Genomic DNA, 19,378 nt, shown 5'->3' with positions numbered 1-19,378 from the left:
GCGGGTTCCTTTCTTTGCACAGCGTCAGACGCCAACGTCGACGAGGTGCTCGAACACGATGCCCAAGTCGGTCATCGCAACGGCCAAGGGAGCGAGCGCGGCGAGTGCGCCAGCCCGTGTCGAGGGCGCGAGGTCGTCGCGGCGGACGAATGCGCACAGACTCGCATAGAGGTCGGCGAGCTCACGCTCGGCATCCGTGAGCTCAGCGCCCAGCAGATCGGTGGTCATGGCTCCTCCGGGGTCAGACGGGTCTCAGGTCGTGAAGTCGGCGCGCCTTGAGCTCGAACCGTGGGAGCTCTCCGGCGGCGCGTCGGCGGATGAGGAAGCGCAGTCCCTCGTGAGCATCGGCCAGTTCGGTGCGCAGACCGCGTTCGAGGTCGTTCCAGCCGGCGTCACCGAAGGTGTCAATGGTCTCCACATGGAGCGTGATCTCGTCGCGGATGCCTTCGCGGGTGATCTCCACCTGGAACTCGTCGACCTCGGGAAACTGACGAACGATGCCTTCGATGGCGCGCGGGTACACGTTCGTTCCGCGCACGAGCTTCATGTCGTCAACGCGGCCGATGATGCCACCTTCGTAGAGGTCCCACGTGCGCCCGTTCGTGGCGGCGGTATGCGGCAGTTTCACGACGAGGTCTTTGGTGCGGTAGCGCAGGAGCGGGATCATGCTGCGTCCGAACGAAGTCGTCACGCGCTCACCCGCTTCGCCGTAGGGCATCTCTGCTCCGGTGTCGGGATCGACCACCTGTTCAATGAAGTGGTCCTCGATGATGTGGCACCCACCTGGTTGGTCCGCAGGCTCGAACATGAAGATCGTCGAGATCTCCGTCATCCCGGCAGTGTCGAACACCTTCGCCCCCCACTGCTCCTCGATGAGGTCACGGGTGGCTGCCGGCGTCGGCTCGCCCGAGAGGATCACGATCCGCACGGGCGACGAGCGCAGATCGAGTCCGAGGATCTCAGCCTCCTGGGCCATGCGCAGGGCGTACGTCGGAGTGGAGGCCACCACCGTGGCGCCAAAGTCGACGATCTGCTTGACCCGCGCCGCGGTGGTCTGCGCGCCGCCGGGGATCGCGAGGGCACCGATCTTCTCGAGGCCGTTGTGCAGCCCCCAGAATCCGATGAAGGATCCGTAGCCGAAGGCTACATATCCGATGTCATGCGACCGCACGCCCGCTCCCCACAGCGCGTAGCACCACATCTCGGCGGCCCAGGACCAGTCCTTCCGCGAGTCCAGAGCGCGCAAGGGCTGCTTGCCGCTCGTCCCGCTCGTGGTGTGAAGCCGGATCGCTACGTCATCACCGGCGACGGGGAGCTCGCCATAGGGAGGGTGATCGGCCTGGCTCTGCATCCACTCTTCGCGGGTCAGGAACGGGATGCGCTGAACGTCGTCCCAGGTGCGGAGCTGGTCGGGCGAGAAGCCGGCGGCCGCGAAGGTGCGGCGGTAGAAGGGGCTGCGCGCGAAAGCCCAGTCCGCCACGCGGCGAAGCTTCGCCAGCTGGAGGGAACGCAGGTCCCCGCGCGACAGCGTCTCGGTCTTCGGGTTCCAGTACGGGAACGTGTCCATGTCACCTCGACTCGGCAGGGGTGGGTAATGATGCCTTCGCAGCATATCGCGCTTGTGACGCCCGTCATCTTTCTGGCATGTAACGATCACGTTTCACTGACCCGGACATGCCACAGGGCCCCCGCATCGAGCCGTCTGGCTCGGTACGGGGGCCCTGTGCGGACACCGTCGGGTTGATCGTCAGTGCAGCACAGCCGCCAAGAACGCCCTGGTCCGGTCGCTTGTTGGAGAATCGAGGACCTGCGACGGCGGCCCCTGCTCCACGATGCGACCGCCATCCATAAAGACGATCCGGTCGGCGACTTCCCGCGCGAAACCCATCTCGTGAGTGACAACGACCATCGTGATACCGCCCGTCAAAGCGAGGTCCTTCATCACCGCGAGCACTTCTCCGACCAGCTCAGGGTCGAGGGCGCTCGTGGGTTCGTCGAACAGCATCACTTTCGGCCGCATCGCCATTGCTCGCGCAATCGCCACGCGCTGCTGCTGTCCACCCGAGAGCTGCGACGGGTAATGCTCTTCCTTGCCGGATAGCCCGACGCGGCCGAGCAGCTCACGCGCGTACTCCCGCGCTTCGGTCCGACTCTCCTTCTTCACCTTTATCGGCCCCAGCGCCACATTCTCGATCGCGGTCATGTGCGGGAACAGGTTGAAGTGCTGAAACACCATCCCGACGCGCGTGCGCTGCTCTGCAGCATCCCGCTCATGCAACTCATGCAGGCGCCCTCGCTGCAGGCGGTATCCCATGAGATCGCCGAGCACTTCAACCGAACCCGTGTTGATCTCTTCGAGGTGATTGATGCACCGCAGCAGCGTGCTCTTGCCTGAGCCCGAGGGCCCGATCAGGCACACCGTCTCCCCCGCGGCGACCTCGAGGTCGATGTTGTAGAGCACCTGGGTGTTGCCGTACCACTTGTCCATGTCGAAGACGCGGACCACGGGAGCGGTCGACGATGCTGTCATGGTCATCGCTCGGCCACCTTTCGCTCGAGGAAGAACTGCGCTACCGAGAAGACCGCGATCACGAGCAGATACCAGATGGTCGCGACGATAAGCATCTCTATCGTGCGGAAGTTGATTCCACTCAGGCCGAGCACGACCGTAAGCAGATCGCCTCCGGCGATCACCGAGACGATCGCCGAGGCCTTCAGCATGCCGATGAACTCGTTACCCAACGGGGGCACAATGATCCGCAACGCCTGCGGAAGGACGATGAACTGCAGCGTCATCCCCGAGCGCATACCCAGCGCCTTGGCCGCTTCACGCTGGCCGCGTCCCACTGCCAGCAGACCGCTGCGCACGATCTCCGCCATGTAGCCCGAGCCGGCGAGCGCCAGTCCAAGAACTGACGCGACGAACGGACTGACGACATCGGCGGTCGCGACATCCACGAAGTTCCCGCCAAGGAAGGGGTTCGGAATGACGATGCGCTTGAAGAACAATCCAAGGTTGCCAAGAAAGATCAGAAGGACGATGAGTGGAATGCCACGGAAAACGAACACCCATCCGGCAGCGAACCAGCGCATGACACGGCTCTCTGCCATGTACATCACACCGATCACGACGGCCAACACCAACGCCAGCACCATGCCGATAACCGTCATCACCAATGTGACGCCGAGACCGCGCAGGACGTTGGGGTTGAGCAGGTACTCGGCGACGACCGCCCAGTTGAAACTCGGGTTCGTCGCGAAGCTGTAGATGAGCCCCAGTAAGAGCAGGACGACGATCGTCGCGCCGATGCCCCGGCCATAGTGACGGACGGGAACGACGTTCAGTTTGACGGGACGCGACGTCGGCGGTGGGACCTCGGGCGGGCTCGTCACGGTTTTGTCAGACATGAGACCTCGATATCTGGAAGACATGAGGGTCGGGAGCAGCGCGGCTCCCGACCCTCAGAAATCACTCGGACTCGCCCGGAGCCAGCCCGGTGTAGGGGTTGATGACGACCTCATCGACCGTCACGGCAGCGGGGCCCACGCCCCACTCGTCCAGCACCGCTTGATAGCTGCCGTCTTCGATTGCGAGGCGCAGCGCGCCAGCGAGCGCTTCGCTGAGACCGGGGTTTGCCTTCGACACCGTGATGGTGATGTAGCTCGGGGCTTCCTCGTCTTCGGGGATCTCGACAGCTGCGAGCTCTCCGCCTGATCCATCCGCGTAGCTGACTTGGTTCGCCGTCGTGTCCAGCCAGGCATCGATTGTCCCTGCTCGAACCGCGCTGATGGCGGCGGTTGCACCTTGATACTCGGCAATCTCAATGACCGGCTCGCCCGCGGGAACGCAGAAGCTTTCGTTGACCGACTTGACCAAGTCGATGTGGACGGAACCAACTCCGGTACCGACCGTGAGTCCGCACATGTCCTTGAGTCCCGTTACATCCGCCACGGTCTCAGAGAGCGCGAGGATGGCATCCGTAGTCTTGTAGAACGGGATCTGGTCGTACTCGGCGGCTTCCCGCTCTGCGGTCCCGGTGACCTGCGCCCACAGCGCGTCGACCACGCCGGACAGAACACCCGGAAGCTGCGCGGGCCACTGCATGTTGGTCCACTCTGGCTCGAGCCCGATGATCGGAGCAACCAGCGCAGCGAGATCGGGGGCAACACCGACCGCGACATTCGTGTCGGCTGCGTCGACACTGATCATCGGTGGAGTCTCCCACAATCCACCCAGCGAGAGCACGCCTGACTCGGCGATCTGCTCGGGGACGAGGGCTGCGAGTTCTTCGTCGACGACTCCAGTGTCGGCGGTTGACGTGTCGACCGGTTCTGTTGTGCCGCTACAAGCGGACAGCAAAGCGGCGGTGGACAGAATCGCCAGCGAGGTCAGAGCGACCCGCGAGCGACGCGATTTCTGAAGATGGATTCCGGCCATGGGGGGTCCCGTCAGGTGAGGTGCAGCGTTGTTGGTGCGACGACATCGGGTGATTCGCCACTTCATTTCTAGGCGGCGTATGTAACCGACGCGTTTCCTCGCGTTTCCGCGAATGTATCATTTTGCTGCCCTCCGTCACAATTGCGTTATACAAATCGGTTTCGGATCTCGATCGCATGGCGCGTCATCCGCCGGAACAGCGCGTGCTGGTCCGTGCCGTCGGCGCTACCTGCGTCCGCGCTGACCACCTGCTTGAGTGCGGTGCGGTGTGCGTCCCGCTGACGTCGGGCGTTCGGAACTGGCACGGGACACACGATGAGCTGGGCTACCCGGAACACCATCGCCGCCACGCCGAGTTGCTCCTGCACGTCCTCACCGACCGAGAAGAAAGAGCATCCACGGCGACCTCGACCAAGGAGGCTTTCGACGGATGGACGAAGACCTTCACCGACCCGAGACTCAGGCGAGGGGATCGGTATCAGTGGTGAGCGTGGGGAATGTCCAGTCCCCGTCGAGGACCTCTTGCCGCGGACGGTACAGCCTCACGAGGTAGTTCCAGCCGTCGGTGATCGGAATCACGTTGGGGACATCGGCCGGGTAGTCACCGAATCGGACCGTGGTCGTGCCGTCGTCGTTACGGGTACCGGTGATGTTGTTGATCGTGTACGCGCCACGTTCGTTGGGTTCGAAGAACCCGTCGGCGTTGTAGACGGAAATCGACCAGAACCCATCGACCGGAACGTCTCCGACGGTCAACTCGTACTGCCCGACGGGCAGACGCGGGTCGACGCCGATGTAGCTCGCTTCGCTCGAGGGAAGCCCTCCCCAACCCGCGGCGGTGCCGATCAGGTGACGCACAGGGTCGATCTCTTCAGCACTGCCGAACATGCGATCAAACCCTGTCAGGTTGCGCGCCAGCGAGAGCAGCGCCGCGCGCGTTTCGTCGAGACTGGTCGTATCGTACGCGGGCGCTTCGAACGGGTTCGACGAGTCGGCTACCAGCGTGATCCCATCCTGGATGGTGGCCACGGCCGCCACGTCGTGCGGGTCCATCGGATCGACGAGGACGCGCACCGCGATCCCGACATGAGGTGTATCGAACTGCTCCTGCGTCAGGCGATACTCGCCAGCGTCGTGGAAGATCGCGTTGACGTAGTGGTTCTCGTTCACCACCATCGCTGACAGATACCGGTCACCGTGTGCGGGGATCGTTAATGTGGCCCCGGCGCTGATGTCGACGACGGCGAAGCTGTACAACGTGTCCCGATTGAGCCGGATCACGGTCTGCTTGTCGATCGCAGCGGGCTCCCGATTGTGCAGGAACCGGTTGACACCCCCCGCGTCCGACTGCAGGGCCCCCATCATCCGATGAGTCTCAGCGAGAGCAAAATTGTCAACGTTCACCAACGTGGTCATTGAAAGATCCTCCCACCTCAGGGTTCAATGGCGAAGTGGCGATCGCGCTCGCGACACGGGAGAAGACCTCCGAGCGGGGATCGATAACGTCATAGTGATCGGCTCCCGGCAGCACGATCAGCTCCGCGTCCGGAGCCTTGCGCCGGTAGGCGCGGGAGTATGCCACCGGCACCTCGTCGTCGCGATCGCCGTGAAGCAGCACGATCTCACACGGTGGTACCGCGCGTCGGAGCGGGTCAATCGCGGCCACCTGTGCCTCCGATGGCTCGCTCTCACCGAGCAGCGCCGCAACTGCCCCGTTCGACAGGCGCGCGTCGTGCGCGGCTGCGAGGTCCAGCACCCCGGCGAGGGAGACGACGCGCCGGGGTGGGCGGGGGATGTCAGCGGCTACGACCAATGCCAGATGACCGCCTGCCGAGTGTCCCGCGACGACGACGTCCGACTCTGCGGCGCCGAGCAGTCCCGGCACCCGCTGAAGGATCTCGGCGACATCGGCGAGAGTCCCGGGGATGCCGCCGCCTGGTTCTCCCACTCGGCGATACTCCGGAAGGGCCACCATGATGCCGTTCTGCGCCGCCAACGCTGCCGCCATCCCCCGCAGATACGTCCGGTCATAAGCGGCGCGCCAGAAACCTCCATGAAGGAGGATCGCAAGCCCCGCGGACGCGTGCGGCGGATCGAACACCTCGACGACCGCAGCGGGCCGGGGGTCATAGTGCAGCGTGCGGTCTGGGGCCGGGCCGGGCCGATCGAGCACGTGCACTCGGGTCAATCCTCCTGCATCGAACGGAAGCCGGACCGGTGGAAGACGAGCGGGTTCAGCTCGGGGTTGAGCCCCAGGCCATCAACCTGCAGCAGCACCATGTGGTGGTCACCCGCGGGGAACTCGGAGTAGATCGAGCACTCCAACCACACCGGAGAGCCCATCAGGAATAGCGCACCCGACTCTGCGACGTGGGTGTCGACACCGTCGAATCGATGAGCGCGGTCCTTGGACGCGATCTTGCGCGCGTACGGCTCGTGGTCGGATGCCATGACCGAGATCCCGATGCTCGCGGCGCGCCGGACGATCGGCCAGGTCTGCGATCCGTTCTGAACAGCAAAGGAGACCAGAGGTGGATCCAGCGACACTCCGACGGTGAACGACGAGGCGACGAGCGCCTCATTTGCTCCGTCCACCACGGCGCCGATGCAGGCCACACCCGAGGGGAACAGGGCAAACGTCTGGCGCAGCAGCTGCGGGTCGGGAAGCTCTCGCTTCAGCGTCACAGGTTGCTCCTCTCGGTGCGAGCGATCAGTTCTTCACCGATGGCGACGATAGCCCGTCGCACCTCGGTGAACGAGGTAGATAGCGGAGACATCCCCAGCCGGATGCCGGTGGGGGGTCGAAAGTCGGGAATCACGCCGCGCTCCCACAGACTTGAGATAAGCACCGGGAACTCCGGATGATCGACTGTGATGTGCCCCCCGCGCACGTCCGCTTCTCGGGGCGAGGACAACGTGACCCCAAGTGCGGCGAGGATCTGATCGTAGAGTTCGATCGCATAGTCGGTCAGGGCGATGGACTTCTCGCGGATCGCGTCGATACCGACCTGCTCGATGATCTCCAACGAGACCGACAGCGGCATCATCGCGAGTATCGGAGGCGTCCCGCTGATGAAGCGCCGAATGCCGTCAGCAGGCTGGTAGTCCGGCCCCATCAGGAAGGAGTCCTTGACTCCCATCCAGCCGGGGATCGGCTGCACAGCCGTCGGGATGTGCTCTGCGCGCACGTAGAGGAACGCCGGTGATCCTGGCCCACCGTTGAGGTACTTGTATGTGCATCCGGTGGCGAAGTCGACCCCCCAAGCGTCCAACTCGAGCGGGAGCACCCCGGCTGAGTGGCACAGATCCCACACGACGACGGCCCCTGCGGCATGCGTGGCCGCGGTTATCGCGGGGATGTCGGCGATGTAACCCGAGCGGTAGGCGATGTGGCTGAGCACGACGACGGCCGTGTCAGGTCCGAGCACGGCAGCGACATCGGCCACCGTGACGCCGGTCGCCGGGTCGGTGTCGATCCAATCGACCTGGGCGCCGGTCTCGGCGGCGATCCCTTGCACGACGTAGCGATCGGTCGGGAAGTTCGCCCGGTCGATGACGATGCGCGAGCGATCGGGTCTGGCTGCGAGCGCCGCACGGATGAGCTTGTACAGCGAGACGGTCGTCGAGTCGGCAACGATCGTCTGCCCGGGCGCTGCGCCCAGGACGAGGTGGCCGAGACGGTCACCGATCTCGAGCGGGGCCTCGAACCAGCCCTCGTCCCACCCGCGGATCAGACGCGTCCCCCAGCTCTCGGTGATGAACTGGGTCATCCGGTCGGCGACGGCGAGCGGCGGGCGCCCCAGCGAATTGCCGTCGAGGTAGACGATGCTCTCGTCGTCGGCGGCGACGAACGCGTCACGGTATGCGGCGAGCGGGTCGACGGCATCCAGCGTCGCCGCGTCGTGAAGGGCCACGGTCATGGCTGTCCAATCCTTGTTCGCACCTCGAACAGTTCGGGGAAGAAGGTCAGTTCCAGCGCCTTCTGCAAGAAACCGACCCCGCTCGAGCCGCCGGTGCCGCGTTTCATACCAATCGTGCGCTGCACCGTCCGAAGGTGCCGGAAGCGCCACAGCTGGAAGCTGTCTTCGAGGTCGACGAGTTCCTCACAGGCCTCGTACTCCTCCCAGTGCTCCTCCGCGTTCTCGTAGATCGCGGTGAGCACGTCGCACAGCTCGTCGTCGAAGATGTGAGCGACCGTCACGTCCCGGTCGAGCAGTCGCTGCGGGACGGCGTGGCCGTGGCGCGCGAGATAGCGCAGGAACTGGTCGTACAGACTCGGCGCCTCCAGCGCATCCGTCAGCATCGCAGCGTTCTCGGGCTCACCCTCGAACACCCGCAGCATCTTGGCGTTCTTGTTGCCCAACAGGAACTCGACAGCGCGATACTGCGCGGACTGAAAGCCCGACGAGTTGGCCAGGGTGCCGCGGAACTGCGCGTACTCGGTCGGTGTGAGCGTCGCCAGCACCGACCACTGCTCGATCATCGACCGCTGGATGTGCTTGATCCGCGCGATCTTCTTCAGTGCGTCGCCGAGGTCGTCGGCGGCGAGCGCGGCACACCCTGCCCACAGCTCGTGGAGCAACAGCTTCAGCCACAGCTCGGTGGTCTGGTGCTGGATGATGAAGAGCATCTCGTCGTGGTGCTCGGGACTGCTGAGCGGCTGCTGAGCAGAGAGCACCTGATCGAGCTGCAAGTAGGACCCGTAGGTGAGCTTCTCCTTGAGATCGGTCACGATCTCGGATTCGAGCTCGCGAGTGTTCGACTCGACGGTCATACCGCTTCCCCTCTCGTAGCGTGCGCAGCAGGTTCGCCAGCGTGCACGATCAGTCCTCGACGACGTCGACGACGTACTTCGTGAAGGCGGGCGGGGCCGCGGCGGCACCCTGGATGAAGGCCGTCCACTCGAGGACGTGCGGCTGCTGGATGTGCGCACGGTGCGACTCAGTCGGCTCCCAGACCTCGATCAGACGCAAGTAGCTCTCGTCCTCGACGTTCCAGGACAGGTTGTACTCGACGCAGCCGTCCTCGGCGCGGCAGGCTGCCGCGAACTCTGCGGCCTTTGCGGTCACCTCGTCCTTCCGAGCCGGGTCGACGAGGATTCCGCCGTAGACGTAGAGCATGGGTGTTCCTTTCGTGAGAGTCGCGGGGGTCGGATCAGAGCATGCGGCGCAGCTCGGGCAGGACGCGTTCGCCGAGCAGCTTCATGGCAGCGGGCCCGTCAGGCCCCATCGGAGGCCCAAAGGACAGGTGCCGCGCACCGGCAGAGATGAGGGCGCCGCACTGATCGATGACGTCCTCGATGCCGCCGACGATGCCAAGGCTCATCATGTCGTCGGAGACCGACGCGACCGCATCTTCCACCCGGCCCTCGGTCATGAGCCCCTGCGTACGCGCGAACTCCTCGGGATCGAGGCCGTTGGCCAGGAGCGCCTCGGTTGAGAGCGATCCGCTGTACTCGGCGATGTGGTGGGCCATGAGGCGCCGGGCCGCATCCCGATCGTCGTCAATCGACACCCAGACACAGGCGGCGACATCCAGGTCCTCGACCACCCGGCCCGCGCGGGCGGCACCGACCTCAAGCTGGCGCATGACGTTGAACACGTGTGTCGGGGGCAGGCACAGCGGCAGCGCGCCGTCGGCGTAGCGGCCGGTCATTTCGATCATCCTCGGACCGAGCGCACCGACATAGACCGGCGTCGGCCGGGGATCTTTGAGGAGCGCGTTCGGGGTCCACCCCTCACCCGCGCCGGGCACGCCTGCGGGCGAGCGACCGGCCACGAGTTCTTTGATCGCGATGACGGCCTCGCGCGTACGGATGACGGGCTTGTCGGGCGTGATGCCTGCCCACGAGAAGAACACCTCGGAGCCGGCGCCCAGGCCCAGAAGGAACCGGCCGCCAGACAGGTCCTGCAGCCCCGAGGCGTACTGCGCGATCTGGGCCGGGTGCACGGTGACAGGGTCCATGACGCCCGAGCCGAACCTGATGCGGCTGGTGCGCATCGCGATCGCGGCGAGCTGGACGAGACCCGGTGCGCCGAAGACGTCGTTGCCTGTCCACACCTGGTCAAACCCGAGCTCTTCGGCGAAGACGGCGCGATCGGCCATCTCCCGCACGCCGACGGAGGCTCCTATGCGCACACTAAAGGTGGCATCACGGCTCACGGGGTCACCTCTGGCGCGTGGGAGAGCGTCATCCGCAGTGCCTCAGGCGGGTCGGGGCATTGAACGACCGGCTTGGAATCGAACCACCCGTCCACGTCGTCCTTACCCAGGGGCCCATTGATCAGCGGCAAGACGGATGCAATCGCGAAGTAGCAGAAGTGCTGCCCGTCCGGCATGCTGAAACCTTCAGGGCCGACCTCGAACCAGTCGCCGACTGCCATCCCGCAGGCCGAGTAGTTCATCGAAGTGACGGTGCATCTGATTCTGCGAGCACTCACTCGGTTACCTCCGTTCCCGGCTCAGTGGATTCTTGCTCGTCAGCATCGAGGCCCTCGACGCGCATGACGAGGTTCTCTCGTGCGTCGGCGCCACAGATCCAGGGCTTCCGGATGAGCCAGCTATCGGCCGGCAACGGAGACTGGCGCATCACGACGATAGGGAGAACAACCGCAAGCGCCTCGGGGCAGAAGGTCCCTCCCGGGGGCAGAGTCAGGGCGGTGCCATTGACCTCGAAGCTGTCTCCGACGCGGCCGGAGCCGCGCATCTCGTCGATCTTCTCGACGACGACTCGCACCCGTTCACTGCCAGGGAGCATGGGGGTGGTCACTTCGCGTCCGCAGCCCAGCCGGCTTCATCGGCGACGGTGCGCCCCTGCTCGGGGTGCATCATCGCCGCGGTCGCCAGCGCACCGAGGTGCATGCGGCGAGTGCCCGCGTGGGCAAGCGCACCCAGTCCGTCACGCACGACGCGCTGGATCTCGTTCCGGTCCAGGATGTAGCTGGCTGCGGCCAGTTCGGTGCAGAGGTTCAGGACACGACGCAGTGCGCCGCCTGCGACGGCGTTGGCAGCCGTCATTCGTGCACGCTGCACGTCCGTCAGCTTCGCCCCCGGGGCGAAGAGGACCTGGTCGGTCAGCCGACACACCTCGCGCACGCCGGCATAGGCGAAGTCGACCTCACCCATCGCTTCGCCGAGAGCCTGACGTGTTGCGGCGTCAACCTTCGACGGAGCGCTCTGCATGCGGTACCCGATGTACTCAGCAGCGAGGTCGACCGCGTGGCGGGCAACCCCCAGCGCAACGCCCGTCAATGCAACGTGGGAGACGCCGACGCTCTTGTCCAGCGGGTCCCCGTCGGCGGTGTCCGCAGCCTCACGGTCGAAGCTGTATCGCTCGGGCACGAACGCGCCCGGTGCCGGGATCGAGTACGACGTGCTGCCGGAGCCCCGCACGCCCAGGACCTGCCAGTCGTGCTTCACGTCGATCGCTTCACGAGGCAGCCAGAACCCCAGGTGCACTTGCTTGCCGTCCGCACCCAGGACCGGTTCGCCATCCGCGAACACCTCGGCGCCGCCGATGATGTGCTCTGCCGTGTAACTCCCGCTCCCCCAGCCCCAGTCGCCGCTGACGAGATAGCCGCCCTCGACACGGTCGGCGCGGCCGCGCGGGTGGAAAGCGCCGCTCGTGGGCATGTCGCGGCTCGGATAGAGCTCCGCGTAGGCCTTGTCGCTCAAGCGACCGGCGTAGTAGCCCGTGGCGTTGAGCACGCCGACGTTCCAGCCGATGCCGCCGTCGACCGCTGACACCAGCGCGGTGACCTCGACCTGCTGGACGAGCGACATCTCGACACCGCCCCGGCTGCGCGGAAATGCCATCTGGAATGCCCCGGCCGCGCGCAACGCGCGCGCCGCGCGCGGCGACAGCCGGGCGAGGCGCTCGGACTCGTCGGCTTCTTCGGCCAGCAGCGGGAGGATCGCGTGGATGTTCGCGATGATCGCCTCTGCGCTGTCGGGGGTCTTCAGCCCAGCGATGACCGGGTCGGTCTCGACGGGAGCGTCGATGATGGTCATGGGATTCCTTCCGATATCAGGCGGTGATCGGCTCGCCGCCGGTGACCCACACGGTCTGACCGGTCAGCTGAGGAGAGACGGTGAGCATCCCCACGACCGCGGCGACGTCGGGTGCGGTCGGGAACGCGCCGAGCGCGGTGCGCGAAAGGAGGAGCTCGGACAGCTCCTCCTGAACGGGATCAAGGTGGTCGGCCGGATCGAGCACGCGGCCCGGTGCGACGATGTTCGCCGTGATGCCCGCACGCCCCTCCTCGAGAGCGACGTAGCGGGTGAGTGTCGTCGCGGCGGACTTGGCGGCGCCGTAGGCACCGAAGCCCGGATGGGGGCGCGACATGAGCGCGCCCGAGACATAGACGATGCGACCCCACCCAGCGGCCTGCATCCCAGGCAGCGCGCGTCGCACGGTCGCGGCGTACCCCTGCACGGCGGCGAGGTGCACTTCGAGGAATGCCCGACCCTGGTCGGCGACGCGGCGCGGTTCGGACGCGATGTGGGCGGTGTCCACGAGGACGCCGACCGTGCCATGGGCAGTCTCGATCGTCGCGAACGCTTCCTCGATCGACGCGTCGTCGGCGGTATCGATCCGCACCGCGGTGCCGTCAATTTCGGACGCGAGTCGGTCCGCCGCCTCACGAGACGTGCGGTAGCCGACGATGACGCGCCCGCCCCGCGCACGTAGGTCGCGGCAGATGGCTGACCCGAGCCGCCCGGCGCCGCCGACGACCAGAACAGTGCGTCCGTCGAGCCGTGCGGCAGCCGTGGTCATCTCGCGTCCTCTCTGCAGTGCGGCCAGGGTCCCGGCCACTCATCTTTCCTACCGGGCGGATGTCACAGAGACGTGACAAGCGGTTACCGCCTTGTTTCGTAATCGTGACTTCCGTCAAGTTTACGTCATATTCAGAGATCGTAGAGTGCGACTCCTCCATCGGAGAACACGCGCGCCAGCGTGGCGCCCTCGGACCCCTCGAACAGTCGCGGGTCGACTACCGCGGCCTGATACTCGTGGCCGTAGCGACGCACGAAATCCTCGACGTCCTCGGCACGCACCTGGTCCTCGCCGATGCGCGGATGAAGGCGGGCGTGCCGGCGCGAGGGCTCCCGTCCCCCCGCGGCGACGGCGCGGTCGACCGACTCGATGACGGCGGCATCCGCCTGCACCGTCAGGATTCCTTGCCGGTGACCGCTGGGGGCATAGGTCTGCGCGAGCCACCGGTCGAGTGTCGTGGACGTCATATCGATCACCTCGTTGTCGGGATGTGCCGAAAGGGCAGGAGTCGCCGTCGCGACGGGGGTGCGCGGCCAGGTGCCGGTCTCGCACCATGCGAGGGCGTCGGGCCAGGGACCGTAACCGGAGGCCGTGTTCAGGTGGGCACCCTCGGCAAGGCGCACCCATTCGGCTCCCGTCTGCGCGACGAGCGACGCGGCCCCGCCCGGAAGGTACGGATCGTCATCGGCAGACACGAGGAGCGGCACCGGATGCCGACGGCGCAGTGCCTCGGCCGTGCCCTTTCCCGGGCGGTACTCCGACACGTCTCCGCCATGGGCCCCGGCCGCAGGCGGCGCGACGAGCAGCACGCGCGAGATCGGGGGTATGTCGAGTCCGGGGTCTTCGCACATCCGCAGCCACAGCAGCACACTCAGGCCGTGTGCCACGACGATGGGCTGCTCGGCGAGGCGAAGGGCGCGCACGACCACCCGCGACCAGGCATCGTAGCGCGGGCTCTCGGGGTCAGGGAGCGTGAGATAGTCGACCCGCCAGCCCTGCTCGGTCAGCCGTTCCGCGAGCCAACCCTGCCAGTGCACCGGAGCCCGGCGGTGCTGCCAGCCGTCGAGCAGCACGACCTCGCTCACGCCGAGATCACCTCGACCGAGGCCGCTCGGCTGGGGTTATCGACGCGGCGGCCGGTCACCTCGGACACATAGTCCGTCGCGGGACCACTGAACCGTCGCCGCAGAAGCCGCAGAAGGGCCGTGGATGCCGGGCCGGGCCAGTCACGCGGCAGCAGCGCGGGCGGAAGGCCGGGGTCGACGTAGGGGATGATGCGCCACGAGTCCACGCCGCGGATGTACGTCGCGAAGGCCTCACGGCTCGAGCCGGGTTCGATCGCGGCGATCGCCGCGTGGTCGCGCAGGAACTCGTCGTGGTGGGAGCGGATCTCGGATAGATCCCACCACTGTGCAACGGCATCAGCGAGTTCGCCAGCCACCCGGGGATGATCGGCAACGAACACTGTTGCCCGATCGCGAACCGACAGGTCCTTGAGGATCTCCTCGACCTCGTCGAGGAGATAGGCCGGGGCGATCCACAGCGCCGGCGACACTGTGCCGCAGCCGATCCACTGAAGGCGACGGCGCAGCTGGTGCCGAAGGCCCCTGCTCTCTTCCGGAATCGAGAAGGACACAAGGCACCAGCGGCTGGCCCCGTCCATGTTGCGCGGGTGGTAGATGCGACGATCGCCCCGCTCGAGCATGGGTACAGCCTCGGGCGCCAGGCGGTATCCCGCGGTGCGTCCGCGCGACTCTGGCACGAGCAGCCGCTTCTTCTTTACACGGGCCAGCGCGGTACGAGCCCGAGGTCCCGGGACACCCAGCGCGTCCAGCAACTGCAAGAGATCGGCCACGGAGATCCAGCCGTCAAGCTCGCGCAGGTAGATTCCGACGACGGTCCGAAGCAGAGAGGTCGTACTCCCGGGGCGGGAGTCGATGTCGTCAAGGCTATCCGCCGGCTCGTTCACCCCGCCCATCAGTTCGACCATACGATGACTGTATCGCTATTCCGACGACCGTTACGTTTCCGATTGGTTACCGTTGGGTTGGTGGGAATCGGGCGGTGCGACGTCAACGAGCGCTAACGCCCTCGCGCTTGCTCGCACCGGCCCTGACGACGAGAGGATCTTCGACATGACTGTACCCCTGCGCATCGGCTATAAGGCATCCGCCGAGCAATTCGACCCCGGCCACCTCGCCGATCTCGCAGTGCTCGCCGAGGAGGTCGGCTTCGACTCCGTCTTCATCTCGGACCACTTCCAGCCGTGGATGCACGAGGGCGGACATGCCCCCGCTGCCTTGCCGTGGCTCGGCGCCGTCGGCGCACGAACATCGCGCGTGCTGCTGGGCACCTCGGTGCTGACCCCCACCTTCCGGTACCATCCGGGGGTCATCGCGCAGGCTTTCGGCACCCTGGGAGTTCTCTACCCCGGACGCATCATCCTCGGCGTCGGTACGGGTGAAGCACTCAACGAGGTGACCCTCGGCCTCGACTGGCCCGACGCCCCCGAGCGCTTCCAGCGCATGAAGGAGTCGATCGCGCTTATGCGAGCCCTCTGGCAGGACGACCGCGTGACCTTCGAGGGCACGTACTATTCCGTCAAGGACGCGACGGTGTACGACCGCCCCGACGTGCCCGTCCCCGTTTACATCGGTGCATCCGGACCCGCCGCGACCCGGCTGGCCGGCCGCGTGGCCGACGGCTACATCACGACCAGCGGAAAGAAGCCCGAGCTCTACACCGAGACCCTGCTGCCTGCACTTCACGAGGGCCTCGAGAAGGCCGGTCGCGCTCCCGACGCGATCGACACCCTCATGGAGGTCAAGGTGTCGCTGGCCGATACCGTCGCCGAGGCTCAGGAAAAGACCCGGTTCTGGGCTCCGCTGGCCCTCTCGCCCGAAGAGAAGATGGGCATCCACGACCCCGTCGAGATGCAGCGGCGCGCCGCCGCCCTGCCGACCGAACGGGCGGCGGCCCGCTTCATCGTCAGCACGGATCCCGCCGAGCACGTGGAACGCATCGCCGAGTATGTGCACCTCGGCTTTCGTCACCTGGTGTTCCATGACCCGGGCGCGGACCAAGAGTCGTTCCTTCGCCTGTACGGCGCGGAGATCCTTCCTCGGCTACGGCACAGGTTCGCGCCCAGCGCTTCCGCGTAGCGCGCGCTAGGCGCGCACCGCGCCAGCCGACCGACTTCGCGCGGCTTGACACCGCCCGCAGAGCGATCAGGGCCCGTCGGTGATCTCGAGCGCCGCGACGAGATCGCCGGGGCTCGCCTGCAACGGATGCGGTCCTGCCAGGTCGAAGAAGACTGTCGTGATCTCGTCGAGGTGTGCCTGGAGAAAGGTCTTGAGGCTTGCCGGCGGCATCAGCGCAACCGCCGGCGGGAGGGTCGCCGGCTTGTTTGCCGCGTCGCTGAAGAGAAGGAGAGCGACCTGGCCCGTGTTCGTGTCGCGAAAGGTCCACACTTCGCCGACGTCGAGGGGATTGTCGCGCTGGCCCGGCTTCATGAGCGGCACTACTGTCGGGCCGTGACGCAGAGCAAAAGCGACAGCTGCCATGTCCTGTGTCTGGAGCGCATCAGCCAATTGTGTGTTGCGGAACTCCAGCGGCTTCGCGCCCTTCTTCCCAGCCATCCTTCCAGGGTAGATGAGCAGCCGATGCCTCCCAGAATCGGGTCGGTTCAGTAGAGGAAGAACTGCTTGGTCTGGTCCGAGGCGACGCCGCCGATCTCCACAGCGAGGTGGTACGACGCACCACCAGCGCCTGCCGCCGGGCGCGACTGGGAATCGCACGTACTGACGGATGAGCGGGTGCGGTCCCATGTCAGCGGGGTCGAGCTCTCAACGGTCTGACCGGCCTCGAGGGTGACGATCATGTCACTCGGTTCGGTCTGGCAATCGGTCGAGCGCCACCATGTGTCGCTACCACTGGTGATCGCGAACGATTGCGTCGTGGTTCCGACGTTGATCGTGCACGAGGCATCCGATGTGTTCGTGAGCCGGATCGACAGCTGGGGGTTCTGACCCGATGCGTACTCGTCCTGGTCGGTAAGGGCCTCGACCGCCACATCTCCGCGCGTGCACGTCGGGGGCGCGGTCTCCAGGGGGCCGGGGTCCGCGGTCGCCGCAGCGTCGGGTGCCGACGAGTCAGTCGGGGCGGGCGTTGTCGGGCTCGGGCTCGGGCTGGAGGATGACGTACGGGTCGGCTTGGGGTCGGCATCCGGTTGCGCGGCACTCGACCACGGTTGGGCGACAAACAGCCACACAACAACGGCGATGATCGCAATGAGTGCGAGGAGCACGACGAGCCGGCGGCGCCGGTAAACGCCCGGCGAGGGGCGACGGCGCGGCGGCTGGGTGCTCATGCCTCCAGGGTAGGCGTCGTGCCGTTCGGCCCCTGATCGGCGCGCCCGTGGTCATTCGAGGAGCCGATGGACTCATCGAGCACGGGCGCGACCAGCTCCGCGACGCTCACGCCACGGCGGCGGGCCGTCTTGAGAAGGTGGTTCGCGATATCGGCGGGAAAGTCTTGCGGCACGCTTATGGCCGGGCTATCCCGCAGCAGCAACGCGAGCACGGGAACGACCACGACGCCCAGCGCACTCAGAATGCCGAGCGTCCCGAGCGCTCGCGGATAGATCTCGGCATCCGCAATCGCCTCCCACCACACCCCAGCGACCGCGAGCGCCGTCGTAACGCTCAGGGCGACCAGTGTGGCCGCGAGTCCGATGCGGATGATGGGACGATGCCGCTGCGACAGCAGGAGCATGAGTGCGGCAAGCGCCCAGGCCGCGGAGATGATCAGCCCGCTCACGAGGAGCCGACTGAGAATCCGCCAGAAGTCATCCGAGCCCTGCTCGGCCCACACGCTGATCAGGGCGACGACGGCAGAAGCAGCGTTCACGCCAGCGCCGGCAACGCCGAACGAATGCGCGGGGCGAGCCCACAGGGCCAGACACGATAGGGCGCCGACGCTAAACCCCCCGACGATCAGCGTCGTCACCAGAACGCGGCTCATCAGATCGCCCTCAGGCCCGATCAGCAGCACGGCGATCCCGGCTCCGGCGGCGACGACGAACGAGACGACGATCACCGCAACCAAAGCCGTGAGGATGTCCCGGCGCGTTGCGTGTTTTGGATGAGGTTGCGAGGAATGCGCCATGACGGGAGAGTCCCACGCGCCTGCTCGGCCCGCAAGGGCCCAGGAGCCTTACCCGAAGGTCTTCAGCATCCGGGTGTTGCCGAGGGTGTTGGGCTTCACATGGGCGAGGTCCAGGAACTCGGCGACGCCCTCGTCAGGGGAACGGATGAGCTGCGAGTAGACATCCGGGTCGACGACCTGCTCGCCGATCACCTCGAAACCGCGGGCCGAAAAGAACTCGACTTCGAAGGTCAGACAGAACAGCCGCCGCAGCCCCAGGGCGCGAGCGTTCTCTTCCAATCGATCGACGATGGCGCGGCCGACACCGTGATGCAGCCACTCATCGGCAACGATCAGAGTGCGGATCTCGCCGAGGTCGTCCCACATCACGTGCAGCGCGCCGCATCCGATGAGTCGACCGTCGGCATCCTCCGCAACGGTGAACTGCTGCACCGACTCGAACAGCACCACGAGGTCCTTGCCCAGGAGCACTCGCCGCTGCACCCAGGGTTCGAGGAGGGCCTGGATTGCGCGAACGTCCGCCGTTCGTGCCGGGCGGACGCTGAATTCGGTCATCCTCCCAGCCTAGAGCGCGAACTCTCCGAGGACTCTGCCAGGCGCACCCCCTTCCCGGATCCACTGGCGCGGCGGATGATCGAGGTAGCACCACCGATCGCGCGGTGATGTCAAGCCCCCACCGTTTTGCGCGGTGCGGGTGGACCCTTCAGGAGCAGTTCCCTTCTACGGGAGGAGCCACCATGGTCCCCACGACATCCACCCCCACGCCCGCTGCCGCACCTCGAGACCCCGCACCGACGGCAGAATCGGTCGTCCTCATCGGTCCCACCACGTACGAAGTGCACCGGGCTGATCGGGTCGTGGGCTACATCGACATCGTCGGCGGGGTCTATGTCGCCCTCGCCGGCGCCCGCTACGACCACGCGGTCGAGGTGCGGCAGTCGATCATCCTCGACACAGCCGTAGCCGCGCTCGCCCTGCCCTCCGCGGCGGCTTGAGCA

Annotated in this window: 25 protein-coding genes; 3 read left to right on the top strand and 22 right to left on the bottom strand. The window is 66.3% G+C overall.

What is annotated here, in order from left to right; genetic code table 11:
• Window positions 1-24: 24 nt before the first annotated feature.
• The 5 genes from BGO47_RS14730 to BGO47_RS14710 all read right to left on the bottom strand — a co-directional run bounded on the left by BGO47_RS14730 (window position 25) and on the right by BGO47_RS14710 (window position 4,438).
• Entirely contained in the window at window positions 25-228 is a 204-nt protein-coding gene (locus BGO47_RS14730; RefSeq protein WP_292713113.1) for a hypothetical protein, read from the bottom strand.
• Window positions 229-241: 13 nt separating this feature from the next.
• The gene (locus tag BGO47_RS14725) at window positions 242-1,567 is read right to left on the bottom strand and encodes an AMP-binding protein (RefSeq protein WP_292713111.1); all 1,326 of its coding nucleotides are present in this window, start codon (window positions 1,565-1,567) and stop codon (window positions 242-244) included.
• A 180-nt stretch (window positions 1,568-1,747) separates the two neighbouring features.
• Window positions 1,748-2,536 (bottom strand): amino acid ABC transporter ATP-binding protein, encoded by a 789-nt coding sequence (locus BGO47_RS14720; protein ID WP_292713109.1) that lies wholly within the window; start codon window positions 2,534-2,536, stop codon window positions 1,748-1,750.
• On the bottom strand, window positions 2,533-3,408 hold the full coding sequence (locus tag BGO47_RS14715; RefSeq protein WP_292713107.1) for an amino acid ABC transporter permease: 876 nt from the start codon (window positions 3,406-3,408) through the stop codon (window positions 2,533-2,535). Before BGO47_RS14715 ends, BGO47_RS14720 begins: the two co-directional genes overlap by 4 nt.
• Window positions 3,409-3,469: 61 nt before the next feature.
• Window positions 3,470-4,438, bottom strand: coding sequence for a transporter substrate-binding domain-containing protein (locus tag BGO47_RS14710; protein ID WP_292713091.1), 969 nt, complete (start codon window positions 4,436-4,438; stop codon window positions 3,470-3,472).
• Between the two features lie 176 nt (window positions 4,439-4,614).
• On the opposite strand from BGO47_RS14710, the gene BGO47_RS15145 reads away from it, so the two are divergent.
• Window positions 4,615-4,926, top strand: a complete 312-nt coding sequence (locus tag BGO47_RS15145) for an ATP-binding protein (protein WP_366246894.1) — start codon at window positions 4,615-4,617, stop codon at window positions 4,924-4,926.
• Here the strand turns inward: BGO47_RS15145 and BGO47_RS14700 are convergent.
• From BGO47_RS14700 to BGO47_RS14640, 13 genes are all read right to left on the bottom strand, one after another.
• Complete coding sequence (locus tag BGO47_RS14700; RefSeq protein ID WP_292713089.1) at window positions 4,898-5,854, bottom strand: DUF1214 domain-containing protein; 957 nt, start codon at window positions 5,852-5,854, stop codon at window positions 4,898-4,900. The genes BGO47_RS15145 and BGO47_RS14700 overlap by 29 nt on opposite strands.
• Window positions 5,832-6,617, bottom strand: coding sequence for an alpha/beta hydrolase (locus BGO47_RS14695; RefSeq protein ID WP_292713199.1), 786 nt, complete (start codon window positions 6,615-6,617; stop codon window positions 5,832-5,834). The genes BGO47_RS14700 and BGO47_RS14695 overlap by 23 nt, the downstream gene beginning before the upstream one ends.
• A 5-nt stretch (window positions 6,618-6,622) precedes the next feature.
• Window positions 6,623-7,123 carry a flavin reductase family protein gene (locus BGO47_RS14690; protein WP_292713087.1) on the bottom strand — a complete coding sequence of 167 codons (501 nt, stop codon included), beginning with the start codon at window positions 7,121-7,123 and terminating at the stop codon, window positions 6,623-6,625.
• On the bottom strand, window positions 7,120-8,358 hold the full coding sequence (kynU, locus tag BGO47_RS14685) for a kynureninase (RefSeq protein ID WP_292713085.1): 1,239 nt from the start codon (window positions 8,356-8,358) through the stop codon (window positions 7,120-7,122). Before kynU ends, BGO47_RS14690 begins: the two co-directional genes overlap by 4 nt.
• The gene (locus BGO47_RS14680) at window positions 8,355-9,212 is read right to left on the bottom strand and encodes a tryptophan 2,3-dioxygenase family protein (RefSeq protein ID WP_292713082.1); all 858 of its coding nucleotides are present in this window, start codon (window positions 9,210-9,212) and stop codon (window positions 8,355-8,357) included. Before BGO47_RS14680 ends, kynU begins: the two co-directional genes overlap by 4 nt.
• A 49-nt stretch (window positions 9,213-9,261) precedes the next feature.
• Window positions 9,262-9,558: an antibiotic biosynthesis monooxygenase gene (locus BGO47_RS14675; protein ID WP_292713080.1), complete on the bottom strand. Its 297-nt coding sequence runs from the start codon at window positions 9,556-9,558 to the stop codon at window positions 9,262-9,264.
• Between the two features lie 34 nt (window positions 9,559-9,592).
• Window positions 9,593-10,600: an LLM class flavin-dependent oxidoreductase gene (locus BGO47_RS14670; RefSeq protein ID WP_292713078.1), complete on the bottom strand. Its 1,008-nt coding sequence runs from the start codon at window positions 10,598-10,600 to the stop codon at window positions 9,593-9,595.
• Window positions 10,597-10,878: a TIGR04076 family protein gene (locus BGO47_RS14665; protein ID WP_292713076.1), complete on the bottom strand. Its 282-nt coding sequence runs from the start codon at window positions 10,876-10,878 to the stop codon at window positions 10,597-10,599. Before BGO47_RS14665 ends, BGO47_RS14670 begins: the two co-directional genes overlap by 4 nt.
• Window positions 10,875-11,207, bottom strand: coding sequence for a hypothetical protein (locus BGO47_RS14660; RefSeq protein WP_292713074.1), 333 nt, complete (start codon window positions 11,205-11,207; stop codon window positions 10,875-10,877). Before BGO47_RS14660 ends, BGO47_RS14665 begins: the two co-directional genes overlap by 4 nt.
• Window positions 11,204-12,448, bottom strand: coding sequence for a hypothetical protein (locus tag BGO47_RS14655; protein ID WP_292713072.1), 1,245 nt, complete (start codon window positions 12,446-12,448; stop codon window positions 11,204-11,206). The genes BGO47_RS14660 and BGO47_RS14655 overlap by 4 nt, the downstream gene beginning before the upstream one ends.
• Window positions 12,449-12,464: 16 nt before the next feature.
• Window positions 12,465-13,214: an SDR family oxidoreductase gene (locus tag BGO47_RS14650; protein ID WP_292713070.1), complete on the bottom strand. Its 750-nt coding sequence runs from the start codon at window positions 13,212-13,214 to the stop codon at window positions 12,465-12,467.
• A gap of 131 nt (window positions 13,215-13,345) precedes the next feature.
• Entirely contained in the window at window positions 13,346-14,299 is a 954-nt protein-coding gene (locus tag BGO47_RS14645) for an alpha/beta hydrolase (RefSeq protein ID WP_292713068.1), read from the bottom strand.
• Complete coding sequence (locus BGO47_RS14640) at window positions 14,296-15,204, bottom strand: PaaX family transcriptional regulator C-terminal domain-containing protein (protein ID WP_292713066.1); 909 nt, start codon at window positions 15,202-15,204, stop codon at window positions 14,296-14,298. Before BGO47_RS14640 ends, BGO47_RS14645 begins: the two co-directional genes overlap by 4 nt.
• A 145-nt stretch (window positions 15,205-15,349) precedes the next feature.
• Between BGO47_RS14640 and fgd the strand changes: the two genes are divergently transcribed.
• Complete coding sequence (fgd, locus tag BGO47_RS14635; protein WP_292713064.1) at window positions 15,350-16,375, top strand: glucose-6-phosphate dehydrogenase (coenzyme-F420); 1,026 nt, start codon at window positions 15,350-15,352, stop codon at window positions 16,373-16,375.
• Window positions 16,376-16,441: 66 nt separating this feature from the next.
• Here fgd and BGO47_RS14630 read toward each other — a convergent pair whose 3' ends face one another.
• The 4 genes from BGO47_RS14630 to BGO47_RS14615 are packed head-to-tail and all read right to left on the bottom strand — an operon-like array spanning window position 16,442 to window position 18,935.
• A complete protein-coding gene (locus tag BGO47_RS14630; RefSeq protein WP_292713062.1) occupies window positions 16,442-16,852 on the bottom strand; it encodes a dehydrogenase in 411 nt (136 codons plus the stop codon).
• 47 nt (window positions 16,853-16,899) lie between these two features.
• Window positions 16,900-17,583, bottom strand: coding sequence for a hypothetical protein (locus BGO47_RS14625; RefSeq protein WP_292713060.1), 684 nt, complete (start codon window positions 17,581-17,583; stop codon window positions 16,900-16,902).
• A complete protein-coding gene (locus tag BGO47_RS14620; RefSeq protein ID WP_292713058.1) occupies window positions 17,580-18,380 on the bottom strand; it encodes a hypothetical protein in 801 nt (266 codons plus the stop codon). Before BGO47_RS14620 ends, BGO47_RS14625 begins: the two co-directional genes overlap by 4 nt.
• A gap of 48 nt (window positions 18,381-18,428) precedes the next feature.
• Complete coding sequence (locus BGO47_RS14615) at window positions 18,429-18,935, bottom strand: amino-acid N-acetyltransferase (protein WP_292713057.1); 507 nt, start codon at window positions 18,933-18,935, stop codon at window positions 18,429-18,431.
• Window positions 18,936-19,117: 182 nt separating this feature from the next.
• Between BGO47_RS14615 and BGO47_RS14610 the strand changes: the two genes are divergently transcribed.
• Window positions 19,118-19,375, top strand: coding sequence for a hypothetical protein (locus BGO47_RS14610; protein WP_292713056.1), 258 nt, complete (start codon window positions 19,118-19,120; stop codon window positions 19,373-19,375).
• Window positions 19,376-19,378 lie beyond the last annotated feature (3 nt).

This window comes from Microbacterium sp. 67-17 (assembly GCF_001898325.1).
Taxonomy (GTDB): domain Bacteria; phylum Actinomycetota; class Actinomycetes; order Actinomycetales; family Microbacteriaceae; genus Microbacterium; species Microbacterium schleiferi.
This window is presented reverse-complemented; position numbering and strand designations above follow the sequence as displayed.